Genomic DNA, 15044 nt, shown 5'->3' with positions numbered 1-15044 from the left:
TGCAATTTGAAATTATAAGACAAAATCAACTATATTTCATTACATTTTTCATTATAACATCATTATTCGTCAAAAAACGACTAAAAATATTACATTTTCATTTCATGGTAGTTAAGATTGCGACGAAGATGGGTTCGAGTGGGGGTGTGTAAATATTGGTAGTAGGGGAGGTGGTAGGTTCTGGATGCTGATTTAATATTTTTTCTAAATTAAAAGCCTTCCGGTTCGCCCGGAAGGCCTACATACTAAATTACATTATTTTTTCTCTGCTAGCCATGCAGCAACTGCGTCTTTTTCGTCACCTTTGATGAGACCTTTTGGCATTGCGCCACGGCCATTTTCGATGATGCCCGCAATTTCGTCTTGAGAGTATTTAGCTCCGACTTGTTGAAGACTTGGGAAACTTCCAGCACCTGCTAGATCTTTACCATGGCATGAAGCACAATTGCCTTGGTAGACTTCCTCTGCATTTACGGCAGTAGCTCCGCCATTATCACCTGCTGGCTCGTTAGCTGCATTGTCGTCGTCCCCACCACCACATGCTGCTAGAGCAAATACAAGCGTAGTTCCTAGTAGAAATCCAAATAGCTTACGTTTCACAGAATTTACCCCCTGTAATAAATTTTTCCATTATACAATCCTTATTATACCCCTTTTACGCTCTTTTAAAACCCTCTCCTAATACCTCTGCAGCGTCCATAACGACGACAAATGCAGCTGTATCAATGCTTTGAACCACTTGTTTCAATTTTGTGAACTCTTTCTGGTCAACCACGCACATGAGCATTGGGCGCACATCGTCGGTGTACCCGCCGTATCCAGAGAGCTTCGTTACCCCTCTGTCCAATTTGTCAAAAATCTCCTGTCGTACTTCATCCTGATGGTTCGTAATAATGAGAGCCATTTTCGAATTACCTAGTCCAACCTGTACCAAATCAATCGTTTTACTTGTGACAAAAAGTCCAATCAGTGCATAAAGTCCACTCTCAATATCGAACACAATCGCAGCTGTTACAACAATCAGTCCATCAATAAAAGCGACGCATTTTCCAAGAGAGATACCTGTATACTTATGAACAATTTGAGCAGCAAGGTCTGTCCCACCTGTCGACGCATTGCCCCGGAATGTGATGCCAAGTCCCAAACCTATTCCGATCCCGCCAAATAACGCACCGAGCAATGGGTCAAGTGTTGCTGGTTCCAGATTTCTCGAAAGGTAAACAACAAATGGTAGAAAAAGAGTGCCAATTAATGTACGGGCACCATATACCTTTCCAAGAAAAATGACCCCTGCAATGAATAAAGGGATATTAAAAGCCCATTGAACATAAGCGGCTTCCCAACCTAAGAGGGAGTTCAGGATTGTACTAATCCCACTTACACCGCCAGATGCGACCTGGTTCGGTAACAAAAACAGATTGAAAGAAAGAGCCACCGTGGCTGAACCCAGTAGTATGTATATGTATTCCTTTACCTTTTGAAGTGTTGGATGTACTTCGTGCTGACGTTTTCTTCTATTCATGAAAATACCTCCGATTGCTAGCCTTTGGCAGTATATCATGGGTTCAAAACCAAGTAAACGCCAGCCAAATAACGTGGTAAAGCAACAAAATATACATCTACAGGATTAGTTTGTAACAAGATATGAATAATTATTACAAAAATGAATCTAGAACCGAAAAAAGGGCCGTCTCCAACCCTTTTTTCAGTGTGTGCTATTTACGAAAAGTCCAAATATCTGAAGTTGTACGGCCCGTGTATTTATCCTCGGCTACAGCGTACCATGAATAGGAACGACTTTTTTCTAACCCTTTCCATACTGTCTCCGCGATTTTTCCACTTTTCGCCTTGTCAGTGCCAATTACATGATCGGTGTAGACATTTACTGAAAAATAATCGGTTGCGACTCGTTTTGTTACTGGTGTTAAATCCATATCAATCACAAACTCATCTTTTTCAGGATACGCATCTGAGTTGTAGTAATTATAATCATCAAGATAAGGTGAATACGTATTAACCACAATGCGATTATTGTCTTGATCAAAATGTAACAGTCTCATGTAGCCTTGGCCACCCTCAGGTCCGGCCTGATAATCAGCAAGCATTTGTGTCACAGTACGGTCAGGAACTCCATCTCCGTTATCGTCAATTTCATCAACTAATGTTTGTGCCCCATGGTAATGACCACTCAACACCATCATCACATTTTTATTTGGAACAACGACTTCGTTATAGAGCTTGTCACCTAGCGGATGTCTAGTTCCTGTCGCAAGCAAGTATTCATGAAAATTTAATATCGCCTTGCGATCCGGGTGCGCTGCCAGCACATCATTCACCCACTGAATACCTTCATCCGTAATCCCCCAACCGAGGTACACCATAATATAATCATTACCACCGACTGAAATTAAATCATAATGACCGCGATTGTTTAAGTAGGAATCACCGTAATAAGGTTTATCCTTAAATCGATTTTCCCCAAAATATTTATAAAACTGGGAATAGTCATTACTCACTTGATCGACATCATGGTTTCCTGCCAGAACTCCGTATGGGATGTTGTTGTCATCAAGTACCTTCATCGCTTTATCGGCGTTCTTCCATTGATACTCCTGGTTTGATTTATTCACTAAATCACCTGTATGCAACACATATTTAATTTTGAGCTTTTCCTTCATCTCGGCAATCCATTCAGTTTGTCGATCAAAAATATATGGATAGCTCTCTGCGTAAAATTGCGTGTCTGACATCCAAATGAAGGTATAGTCATATTCATCTGGAGAGCTTGGAATTTCGTCTTGGACAATCACATTTATTTTTGACTCTCGTACAAAGGCACCCACGCCAACTTCACCGGAGAGTTCAAAATCCTCTTTACCCGCTACTTTGTAATCAATTAACGTCCATTTTTCTGTATGGTGGTTCCATGCATACATCGAAACTTTTCTGCCCTCAAGGGAGTTTCCTATCCATAAAAGCTCGACACGATCCTTTTCATCAAGTGACGCATCTACTGTGACGTCAAAGCGATGATAAGGAAATTGAGTATCCGAATCAGATACCAAATACTTGCCGTCTGCTTTTGAAACTAGCGAAGTGTCCTCAGACGTAAACGCCTTCTCCCCTTCAGGTATTATTTCTTTCGGCGGCTCAAAATCCCCTGCATTTTTAAAACCTTTCACACCTGAGTTTACATCGTATTGATACGCCTCATAAAAAGTGACATCTAATTTATCCTTCGTAGGATCCTTTACTTTCACCTGTAAAACAGGTTCGCCATCAACCTGAGCATTTACTTTAGGGGAGACCAGCTCTGGCTTCAATGGATTTTCATCAGCAACTTCAAAATGAAAAACCTCTTCTTTTTGATTCCCTACTTTGTCCGTTGCCACAACCTTAAGTTCATGTTTACCAGGCTCAAGCTTAGAGGACGCTGTTTCATACGGTACCTTAATTTCCTTGCCATCTAAGGTGACCGTTACTTGGTCAACCCCGGTAAGCTTATCCTTCACATCAACATCAATCGTAAAAGCACCCTTGTATTCTTTCTTTTTCAAATTCGTTTTAATATCAGGTGCGGTGTTGTCAACTAAAACCTCTGTGCTGACTTCTTCATCTGCATCCTGAACGAGGACCTTGTGCTTCTTATCTTTAACAGAAGTCGTATCCCACTGATAGGTTAGCGAATGTGCTTCCTCTTCGGTAATTGTAAACGTAAAATCAACGAATGGATTGTTGTCGTTCATTTTCAGGATACGTGTTGGGTCACTGTAGTTTGGGTCCTTGAGCACCCTTCCATCTGCAAGAACTAGACGTACATTTCGCAAATCATAGTCATCACGGTTTTCTGCGGAATCAAGATCAAATGGCGATGCCTTGTTACCGGAACGAACAGTTATCGTTGTGTCACCTACCGGAAGTCGTTCAGGCTCTATTGGAATGCTGAATGTTTTCCACTGTGTGAGCCAATCTTTATCCATGACGTATAAAACTTCTTCGCCCATCGTAACGGCGTTTTGGAAATACGTATTCAGCCCATTTACCTCAAACGCGAAATACGCCGTGTGTTCAAGGGACGGGTAGATGCCTTCCTTTACTTCCTTGCCATCAATCAACAGCTTCATTTTATCTGGCGTGTCTACTGCAGAAGTCGCCTTGATGATTTTTTCCCCACGAAGCATTTCCCCGTTTTTCAGATTGAGTCGTAGGCTTGAGTCATCAAGATCATTTGTAATGGTTACGTGATAGCTCTCACTTTTTACTTCATTTGTTCCATCGGACACGAGGAAGTAATAATCCACATACTTATGTCCAATTAAATCAGGTGAATAAATGGTGTGATGATAAAGGAGATCATCGTAATTCTCTTGTAAAATCGCTTCACTATATTCATCCTGATGGTCAATTTTATAATACAAACGGACAGATTTGACTTCCTTATCGTCAGTTATGTTTGCGACAATATCGATATTATCCTTCTGGTTCACCTCGGTGGTTTTCGTTAGATTGTCAATCGTTGGTGGGACAGTGTCTTCTTCCAATCGTACAGGCTGACTTGGGACTTGGAAGCCTTCAACCTGGCCTGGGGTCGCATCCAGGATGCCCACCTTTTTGGAAAGAGTGGATTTATCAGTTGGATAGAGATAGACGATTCCTTTATTCGTAAAGGTGTCATCTACGTTCGGCTCATCGTTGTAATAAGCGACCGAAATCTCTTTATGAGTGTTTGTTCCAATCACTAGTCCACGCATGCTGCCATTTGCCATACCGTCGCTATAAATACGAACGATATTCTTGTTTTCAACCAAATTGGAGCCATAGTTGGCGTTAAAATCAGAGACCGTTTTCTCACCGTTTTGCGTATTGATGATCCAAAAGACAAGCGTTTCCCCTACTGGAATCACCACATCCTCTGGGACGGACGGCCAGACAACATCGGTACCTGGGTCTGTTCCATATCTGTAGTACATTTTATAATTTTTAAAATCAATGTCTTCACTGCTGTTATTGTAGATTTCGATAAATTCATAGCCATCAGCTGACCCTACATTTGATGAATCGGGGACAAGCTCAGTTACAAGCAAATGAGGGATTTTTGAAAAATCAACTTCTGGCTGCACGACCTGAATTTTGTATTCTGCGGTTTTTTCTGTATTTACCCCATCACTTGCTTCGAGATAATAGATGATATCCTCAAATACATGGAAACTCGGAATTTCTGCTGAATAAGTTTCATTGTTTGGACTCATTGGTAGCGTCGTAAATTCATATGTGTCACCGATTTTGTAATAAAGCGTCACTGATGGGATAGCGATGTTATCTGTTACATTTGCCTCGATCTGAATTGGCGTCAGCGGCTTGCTATTAGTGACTGGTGTATGTGTAATCACAGGTGCTTCTGTGTCCTCAGGAACATCAGGAAGATTAACCGGAGTTTCTGGAACCTGTGCTTGCTGAATTTCACCTGGAGTTGGCTGTGCGAGCACTTGGTGCTTCACCATTTCCGTTCCTGAAGGTGGGTATTTATAGTCGACAACAGCCCCTGTGTTATCCGTTTCCCCTGCTAAATAGCTAGCAGAAATAATTTCAGTTCCTTGGTGATTTTTAATGACGATAGCACGGTTGCCGCCATTTGCAAATCCAGGAAAGACATCCGTAAACTGGACTACTTTTTCCTCTGGTAAATCCGTTCCAAAATTCGCGTTAAAATCAGCTAGAGTTTTATTTCCATTATTAAACCAAAATACGAATGTTTCTTGTGGTTCAATAGTTGTTGCCGGGATTTGAAAGAGCAAGTCTTTCCCTGTGTCGGTATAACGATATGTAAAGGTGAAATTTGTTAATGTTTGCGGTTGATTGGTGTTGTTGTAAAGCTCAAAATACTCGTAATAGTCGGTCCCAGCGCCCTTTGAGTTCGGCGAAATTTCAGTAATAAGAAGATGTGGAAGCTGATCCGTGTTCACTTCGGTTGGTTGAGGTGCTTCACCAGTTGGTGCTGGCGGAGTTTCCTCCTTGATTGTTGTGTTTTCTTGGGTTTGTGGTACTTTTTCAGTTGTTGTTGCGTCTTGAGTTGCTGGTGCCTCTTCGGTCGTTGTGTCTTCTTGGGTTTGTGGTACCTCTTCGGTTGGCGATTCGGTTTCAGGCTGTTCCTGGGTTGCTGGGTCTGTCTGGGTTTCAGGTTCTTCAATTGCCTTAGGTTCAGTCTGGTCGTCGGTCGGTTCTAGTGGAGGCGATTCCTCCCCAAGTTCCTCAGATTGTTGGTTCTGTGCCTCCAGTGCTGAATTAATTGACTGGTTTTCCTCCGCAAATACCATTTTCGGTCCTAATGCAAGACTTACATTGGACAATAAAATGGTAAGGGTGAAAATGACAATCAATCCTTTTTTCAGCTTGTTTCTCACTCGTTTCCCTAAAATCATCTCGCGTTCCTCCCGCAATTTTTGTCCTTCATGTAAATCTTATCTGTACTCTGTTAATAGCTTGTAAACTTAAGGTAAAAATTATAATAAAATTGGAAGGAATAGGAATTAAGGCTCGCATTAAGTTACATTACTAGTTCCTATTTACTAATAAAAAAAGACGACTGTAAAAGTCATCTTTGGTTTGGGGATATGATTTTATACCTCAACCGAAGCAGCCACTGCTCCAACGGCATCTAGCATTTCGTGCCATTCCTCGTATGTATTTAATTTGATGTGGACTGGCTTTTTGGCATCTTCCACGTATTCAACGATCCACATTCCTTGTGTTGAAGGTAAAAAGAAAACAATATTTGCGAGCAGAAAATCTCCCTCTATGTTGGGAATCTCAAAGTGTGAAATATTATAAAGTGACCATTCGTGTTCCTCCAGGTCTTCGATGAAGGAATTGAAGCTCTGTTCTTCTGGTGGTGTGAATTTTGCTTTTTTCCGGACCTTCGCTGTCTTTGACTGATCACTCAACCAATCAAAAGCTTGGTCAGTGAGGAAGAATTCGTGATTTTCTGCTAGTTGATTGCCTGAGTTGTCAAATGCGTAAAAATCCTTTATGACCGTCGGAATTTCCTCATTTGATAATAAGGCGAATTCATGCATGATGTCTTCTGCAATAACATGGGCAAGCCAAATATCTTCTTCAAAATGGTGGATCATTAAAACACTTCGTCCAGAGAGGTTCGAGCAACGAATCATCCATTTGGATTCTACATATTGCTTAATAAAAATTTGCATCTCATCGCTTAAGGGGTGTTCATCTTCCCCAGATTTATCTGGGTCCCAAAGCGATTTGATTACCAACTGGTGGATAGTTGATTCCATGATGGCATCCCACTCCGCAGGTGACTTTTCCCCGTAGGATGCTTCTGCGATTCCTTTCGCCACAGCCGGATAACCGCAAACTGTAACCAATAAAGCTATTTCCTCCGTTGTACATGTTAACGCATGATTCATTTTGGTACCTCCTTTGGTTTTGAAGATGTGGTGTGCTTTTTTCGGAGCCGTTTGTGTTTTCGTACCTTCACTCTTCTGGTTATGTCCGTACGAGGGGACAATTAATGTCTTTGTTTACCCTCATTCCAATGGTTGCTTGACTGTGAGGGTACGATTAACGCTTTTTCATACACTCACTTCTGCAGGGGCTTGACTGTGAGGGTACGATTAACTCCTTTTCATACACTCACTCCTGCGGTTGCTTGAATGCGAGGGTGCGATTAACGCTTTTTCATACACTCGCTCCTGCGGGTGCTTGACTGTGAGGGTACGATTAACGCTTTTTCATACACTCACTCCTGCGGTTGCTTGAATGCGAGGGTACGATTAACGCCTTTTCATACCCTCGCTCCTTCGGTTGCTTGACTGTGAGGGAATGATTACTGTTTTTTCTTACCATCGTTCTTCTGGTTGCCTTCCAGTGAGGGCACGATTAGCACTTTTCACATATTCAACTACAAAAATATCGCATGTAATAACGCCTTGATAATGTAGTAGATAATCATGAATACGATTCCCATGCCTAGTGTGATGACTAGCATGAGTAGTTTCCTAACAATCCATGAGTATTTACTTAGTTTTGTATAAATAAATGGACCTAACCCAAAAATAAATAGAGTGACAAAAGTAAAGAATTTGAGAAATGGATTATTTGTATTTCTAAAAATACCTAATTCTACGTAGTCGACCATAACACTGCCTAGTAAAAGGGTAACTAGGCTGATAGTAAATTGAAGTGCGAACCATGCAGCGAGAACAAGCGTGATTGTGTCAATTATTTCTGTAACATTATTCATATTTTTTCATCCTATCAATATTAAATTAATTAAACCAACTTTTAACTGAGTTGAAAACTGATTTCCCAACGTTTTCGATTGCGCCACCAATTTTTTGACCAACATCTTTAATTTGATCACCAAATTTAGTGCTGGCAACTCCCCCTAAAAGACCGCCAATCGCACCACCGACAACAATGCCTACTGGGCCGCCAAAGCTACCAATCATCGCACCAACCTTAGCACCACCTGCAATTGCAATTACGTCTGTACCAACGCCTGCACTGAATCTACCTATTTTTTCTCCTACCGATAAATTAGCATTTTTCGGATCAACAAACTCTGTGGCATTAGCCCCTACAGAGACAAGTCCTCCTAGAAATGGAATACGTTTCGCGACAGCCGTAAATCCTCGTGTTTTCGCGACGTTTTGTGCCACTTCTTTTGAACCTATCGTAATCCTTTTATGAAAACGCCCCATTAGTGTTGTTCCTTGCATGGCTGCATTCACGTTTTTTGAAAACCCTGCAGCATGCTTTATCAAGGCAGCTGGTCCCCTATAGGAACTTATAAAAGAATGGGCTAACTTTGAAACTGGATTTGTAGGTGTTGACCGTGAAAAGTCGTGAATAAATCTTGCAATCTTTGAGCTATACCCTGTTCGACTCGTCCATGAAGGCTTTGCGGTTACCGTGAATTTATATTGTCCGCGAAATCTTTGCCCTACAGTTGGTTTACCGCCTACATAGTTAATTTTTAAATTTCGCATTAAGAAAGTTGAAGTTGCTACAGACAATACTTGGGAGCCAACTAAGGCGATGTCCCCGGCACTTAGCCCGTCATTAATCGTTTTAAAATAGGACAGTACTTTATGCACAAGTGCTGATGGGTTATTGTTTTTTGATTTTGTCGACTCGGCCTTTTTCCCACCTGTTTCCGGAATTGCCGGCTTCATATTGCGAACAGCTTCCATCGTCATAAATGCTCCATTTAAGTAACGTTCTGTCGACGAATAACGCGTCACTGCTAGATTTAAAAAGGACTCTATTCTTTTTACTTTTGTTTCTAATTGATCGATTGATCGACTTGCTTCAGTTAGTTGCGACCGTGCAGAAGTCCTGGCCAAAATGCGATAATCAATGGAGTTTTGGACAGAAGACACGCCTCCCTTAATCGAGGACAGTTTTGAAGCAATGGACCCTAATTGAGGGCTCATTCCCATTACTTGATTAGGTTTAATCGTGATTCTAGTCAAAACTACACCTCCTTTGATTCTACCAAACTATTTTTTCTAAAACAGGCATCCGCCAAACAGCGAATGCCTACATCTTTGTTACATATCCTTCTCATCTCTTCTGCGGATGATACTGCGGCGGAGGGCGACAGCACCTGCTGCTGCAGCACCGACAATTCCGACCATCGTGCCCGCAAATAACGTTTTATTTTCATAGAACTTGACGAGTACGCTTTTTTCAACGATTTCGAATTCAACGATTTCATTATTCTCGTTTCCTGCGTCGTCAAAAGCTAACACTTCAACTTTGTATTTATTGATATCAGAAAGTGTAACAGTAACCACTTTTGTACCGTTTACCTCTTTTACATCGCCATTGAAGAGTTCTCCATTGATTTTCACAGACTTAAGTGAATCGCTTGGGTTATCAAGGCTAATAGAAAGGGTCACTGGGTCCCGATATGTTTCGTTTTTCTTCACACCCTCGAAATTCACTTTCGGTGGCGTTTTATCAATAATAAACTCCACACTTAGTTGCTGAATATTGCCTGCTTTATCCTTCACCTCGAAGAAGAGCACGTGCTTTCCTTCTTCCTCAATTGGGTCGCCTAAGTTATAAGGCTGACCATTTAAGGTTTGTGAAATGATATCATACGCATTTAAATCCTCGATTAACAACTCCGGAAGCAAGCTTTCCTTGAAATACTTATCTGAAATAGCTTCCTTAAATTTGATGACTGGAGCTGTTTTATCAATTGTAAATACGATTGTTCGAGATGATACATTGTTTGCCAAGTCATAAATCTCAGCTTTTAAAATGTAATCTCCCTCATCACTTAACTGCAGCCCGTTTACAAATGGACGGCCATTTAAGGTAACTCTCGTACGACTTGTGTCTAGATAGCGATCTGAATAAGTAACAGTCGGCATTTGATTCTTGTTGAAGAACCCATCGATTACCCCTGTAATATTCAGTGTCGGCTTTGTCGTATCAAGGATAAAACTAATATCGATCGTTGATTCGTTTCCTGCCTTATCTCGTGCCAGAACACTGAATTTGTACGTCATTTCAAGTGAAGCCGTTGGAATTCGGCCTGTCACATTTGTCCCATTCATCGTTACGGAAACAATAGTGTCGTCAGCTTGGTCAAGCGCAAACTCAGGTGTGAATACTTCATTAATATATTCGCCATCCTTAATCACACGGCTTTGACCTTTAAACTTCGGTGTGATGACTGGTGCTGTTTTATCGATTGTAAAAGCAATCTGGTTGGTGAACTGGTTGCCCGCTTTGTCAATCGCTTCAACGTTGATGACATAGTCACCTTCCTGGCTAAAATTATGGCTGAGTCGTGCTGTCTGATTCGCTACCGCAAATCCACCCGCATTGTAGCCTCTACCATTTCGCGTCACTGTAATCCGATTCACATCAAGGTTCACATCACGAATTGCTACACTAACTGGTTTATCGACATTATAATGTGCTGCATTTTCAACACCGGTAATTTCGATTGTCGGCTTCGTTGTATCAATTGTAAATGTCTTGTTCGCAGCAATTGGACCGTTACCCGCTTTATCCTCTGCGCTAATCGCGACTGTGTACAAGCCATCATCATTAAAATTGTAGCCTAGGCTTGAAAGCTTATTGTTGTTTTGCCATGTTCCGATGTTAAATACCTTGCCATCCTTTGTTACAGAAAGAACAACATAGTTAGTACCAAAATTCAACTCATCAACAGAAACGGTTACCCGCTTGCCAGTTGGGTTAAAGGACTGATGATCGACACCGTCAATTTTTACAACCGGATTGGTTTTGTCGATGATGAACGCAATTTCGTCATGTGTTGTTTTGTTGCCTGATTTGTCAGTTGCATTGAAGTATAGGACATAGCTGCCTTCTTCTTTGAAGGCATGCTTTAAGCTAGCTTTTGTTCTAGACTGTTCTGGTGTGCCAACATTATAAGCCTTGCCGTTCTTTGTCACACGTATTGAAGTTTGATCGATGTTTGCATCGGTTACTTCAAATGAAGCTTGTTTGTCGACATTATAATTCGTCATGTGCTCGACGCCTGTGATTTTTAGAGCAGGAGAGCTTTTGTCAATTGTGATTTTCTTTTCCTGTGGCTCCGCAATGTTTCCTGCAGCATCTTTTGCAGATACCTTAATCACATAGTCGCCGTCGTTGTTGAATGGAATCTCTACACTCGATTCAACACCTTGGTTTTTCCACTCATAAGGTTTATCGTTTACTGTGATTTCAACGTGATTGTTTTTAAAATTCAACTCATTCACCTTAATGGCGGCCGTTTGATTTTTATCGTAATACTTTCCATCTTCTACTTTTTCAATTGAGATTTTCGGTTTTTCGTTATCCACTGTGAATTTGTGTTTTTTCTCAACTGCTTTATTACCAGCAAAGTCTTCAGAGCGAACAATCACTTCATATTCACCATCGTCTGGGAAGCTTTGTTTGAACTGGTAGCCTGCTTTTGTTTTGTTCCACTTCGCATCCTTAACAGGTTTGTCATTTATAAGTACTTCATTTTTCGTTTCGTCAAAATGAAGGTCATTGATGTCAATGATAAGCTCGTTATTTTTTTGGACAAAACCTTCGTTCGGGATGTTACCGCTGATTACAATCTTAGGTTCTTGACGGTCTATCGTAAACCTGAGATCCTCTTTACTAACAGCACCAAAGTAGTCTTTTGCCTCTACTTCAACTGAATAAACGCCTTCGTCATCTAAAGTAATCGTTAATTCTTGTGTAATTAACCATTTGATTTTCTCAACCCAACCATTGGTTGGAACCTCAACCGGTGTTTCTCCGTTTTTCACTGTGATTTCAGGAACAAATGGTGTGTAATCATCAACAGTAACAGTTAGGCTCACTTTATTGTCTTTAAAATACTTTCCATCTTCAATGGAGTACTTAATCGCAGGGCCAGTTTTATCAACTGTGAATTTTCTCGTTTCTGTTTTAACGTTTCCTGCCTTATCCGTTGAAACAACCTGTAGTTCGTAAACACCTTCTTGGGTGAACTTGTGGTTTGTTGTCGCCATTTGCCCGTCAAGAACAAATGGGTCAATTTTATATGATTCACCATTGTACTTCACGGTCGCAGTTGACTCACCCATGTTTATATCTGTTACCGTAATGGTAACATTACGATCATCACTGTATCTTCCATTTTGACCGATGTTCGTAAATTCGATTTCCGGTGGAGTTTGATCAATTGTAAAGCTGACTTGTTTTTCTGCCGCTACATTTCCTGCCTCGTCCGTTGACTTTAGTTTTACTACATAATCACCATTTTTGGTAAAGACGTGCTCTGCCTCCGCGATTCGATTCTTCTGTTTCTTGAATTCGATTCCTTCAGTTGAGTAGTCCGTATTATCCTTTGTAATCGTCAGTTCAATATTGTCTAAGTCAATATTCCAATCCTCAACCCTAAACAATACCGGTTTTTCTTCATCATTGTAAAACTCACCTTCGTTTACACCTTCGATGTAGAGGTCAGGTGCTGTTTTGTCAATTATAAAAGATTTCTGATTGAAGTCAGCTTTATTTCCAGCTTTGTCGAAGTAGTCTACGTTGACAATATATTCTCCTTCTTCTGTAAAACTATGAGGTTGATGTGCGTCTTCCCCTTTGTATGTCATAGTTTTATTATCTTTCGTTACCGTTAACACTGTTTTACTATTGTCTAAATTTTTATCAGTAGCACTAATGGCTAATTCGATAGCTCCATTATACTTTTTACCATCTGTAATGCCTGTTACAGACACTTGTGGTTTAGTTTTGTCGATTGTAAAATTGATAGACTTTGTCTCCGCAATGTTCCCTAACAAATCGGTTGAGTCAAGAGTTACAGTATATGCTCCGTCCTCTGTAAATGTATGACTTGCTCCTCCACCTAACAAGTTTTCAATGAAATCTATCACTTTGCTATATAGGATACCATCCTTGGTTACTTTTAAAATGGTACTCTTAATATCGAAAGTTAAATCTTTGACTGAAAAATCAACCTTTACATCTTTATTATAGTAGGCATTATCGCTCACTCCGCCGATACTTAATTCAGGAATACTTTGGTCAATTTTAAAGTTTTTAGTTTCACTGGCAGTGTTTCCAGCTTTATCTGTATACGTTGCGACTGCTTCATATAATCCTTCTTTATCAAACGAATGCTCATTATTAAGTGCTTCAGAACCTTTGACTTTTAAAACCTCTGTACCGTCCCTTGTCACTCTTAGTTCTGTTTGACTTGGATTAGGATTTGTATCAGATGCAATTATCTTGATTTTTTGAGATCCATCGTAAATTCCGTTATCTTCTACACCATCAATTGAAACTGTAGGATTTTCGGTATCTATCACAAACTGTTGCGGGGTAAATGAATGTTCCCCTTTTCTGTCTACAATATAGACTTTAATACTATGTGAACCCTCATCTGTAATCTCAAGAGAAGCAGTTTTACCTTTATAGCTAAATGGTGTTTGCTGACCATCTCCACGATCAAAGTATGCTTCACGAATTTTGATATCATTATTAATCGTGATTGTAACTTTTTGATTATAAAAGCCAGGAGTAGCTGTTTCTGTAATACTTAATCTTGGGTCTTCTTTATATAATCCAAAGGTTGCTCGATTCTCTGTAGAATTCCCTACATCATCAATTGCCGTAACAGTAATTACGTAATCACCAATGTCCGTTAACTTGACATCGTTTGATATTGCAGCATTTTCTTTATAATCCCATTTCACATCAACCTTTTTCTCTTTACCATCTAATGTAGCTATTACATTTTTCGATTCAATTTCCTCTTCGGAACCTTCTATTTTCCATCTAACAATAGCTTCATTTTCAAAAACGGCGTCTGTTTCGAGTGACTGGTATTTTCCATCCTTTTTCGTCTCAGCTACCACGGTTAACGGAGTTACATCCCTTTCTATCGTAAAATCTGTGTTGGCTTCTGTAGGAATTCCCCATGCGTTACCAGAAAAGTTAATTGTAAGAGCAAGATTTCCATCTACATTGGTAAATTCAGCTGGAATAAGGAAATCCACTAAATACTTTCCTTTTTCTTCTGGTGAACTTTCGGAGTAATTAATACCACCTATTGCTGTTCCATTATAAGTAGCAACTATATTAAAGGGTCTAGTAATTGTTGTTTCCTCAAGCTTATTTTCTTCAGTTAATTTTTTTATATAATCCGCATAATCTTCCTTTAAATCCAAAGTAAACTCGATATTACTAGAGTTCGTTTTCCAGGTTGGTTTACTCACTTGGTCCGCTATATTCCATGTTTTGCTTTCAAAAGTTACGATTCGCTCCGGTGGTGCGTCCGAAGAAAAAACTGTTAAATTCAAAAATAACACCGACAGCACCAACACAATCGCAATCGGGATCCAGAAGACCGATTTGTTTTTTCGGTAGCTTTTTGAGATCATTGCTATCACTTTACTACGCTCCTTTTTTATCAAATGCGCCTTGGCGTATTTGCGCCCAGATTTTTTTGAGCTTGCTCGAAAAGTTTCCTTTGAAAATCTGAGGCATCCGCCGGAGGC

7 protein-coding genes are annotated in these 15044 nt (G+C 40.4%); all 7 read right to left on the bottom strand.

What is annotated here, in order from left to right; genetic code table 11:
• Window positions 1-255: 255 nt before the first annotated feature.
• Window positions 256-600: a cytochrome c551 gene (gene cccB, locus ABC371_RS08625; protein WP_412896421.1), complete on the bottom strand. Its 345-nt coding sequence runs from the start codon at window positions 598-600 to the stop codon at window positions 256-258.
• Window positions 601-655: 55 nt separating this feature from the next.
• Complete coding sequence (locus tag ABC371_RS08620; protein WP_412896420.1) at window positions 656-1522, bottom strand: YitT family protein; 867 nt, start codon at window positions 1520-1522, stop codon at window positions 656-658.
• Between the two features lie 193 nt (window positions 1523-1715).
• Window positions 1716-6419 carry a lamin tail domain-containing metallophosphoesterase family protein gene (locus ABC371_RS08615; RefSeq protein WP_412896419.1) on the bottom strand — a complete coding sequence of 1568 codons (4704 nt, stop codon included), beginning with the start codon at window positions 6417-6419 and terminating at the stop codon, window positions 1716-1718.
• A 198-nt stretch (window positions 6420-6617) separates the two neighbouring features.
• Window positions 6618-7427 (bottom strand): hypothetical protein, encoded by an 810-nt coding sequence (locus ABC371_RS08610; RefSeq protein ID WP_412896418.1) that lies wholly within the window; start codon window positions 7425-7427, stop codon window positions 6618-6620.
• Between the two features lie 494 nt (window positions 7428-7921).
• On the bottom strand, window positions 7922-8263 hold the full coding sequence (locus ABC371_RS08605; protein WP_412896417.1) for a hypothetical protein: 342 nt from the start codon (window positions 8261-8263) through the stop codon (window positions 7922-7924).
• Window positions 8264-8288: 25 nt separating this feature from the next.
• Window positions 8289-9497 (bottom strand): hypothetical protein, encoded by a 1209-nt coding sequence (locus ABC371_RS08600; protein WP_412896416.1) that lies wholly within the window; start codon window positions 9495-9497, stop codon window positions 8289-8291.
• Window positions 9498-9575: 78 nt separating this feature from the next.
• Complete coding sequence (locus tag ABC371_RS08595) at window positions 9576-14927, bottom strand: Ig-like domain-containing protein (protein ID WP_412899303.1); 5352 nt, start codon at window positions 14925-14927, stop codon at window positions 9576-9578.
• Between the last annotated feature and the right edge of the window lie 117 nt (window positions 14928-15044).

Origin of the sequence: Bacillus jepli, assembly GCF_047238305.1 — a bacterium.
In the GTDB taxonomy this organism is placed as follows: Bacteria; Bacillota; Bacilli; order Bacillales; family Bacillaceae_L; genus Ferdinandcohnia.
Note: the sequence above shows the minus strand (reverse complement) of the source record. Positions and strands in the feature narration are given on the sequence as shown.

Coding starts and splice junctions, on each gene's coding strand:
- ABC371_RS08620 (WP_412896420.1), bottom strand. CDS start 1,522: ATGAATAGAAGAAAACGTCAGCACGAAGTACATCCAACACTTCAAAAG.
- ABC371_RS08615 (WP_412896419.1), bottom strand. CDS start 6,419: ATGATTTTAGGGAAACGAGTGAGAAACAAGCTGAAAAAAGGATTGATT.
- ABC371_RS08610 (WP_412896418.1), bottom strand. CDS start 7,427: ATGAATCATGCGTTAACATGTACAACGGAGGAAATAGCTTTATTGGTT.
- ABC371_RS08605 (WP_412896417.1), bottom strand. CDS start 8,263: ATGAATAATGTTACAGAAATAATTGACACAATCACGCTTGTTCTCGCT.
- ABC371_RS08595 (WP_412899303.1), bottom strand. CDS start 14,927: ATGATCTCAAAAAGCTACCGAAAAAACAAATCGGTCTTCTGGATCCCG.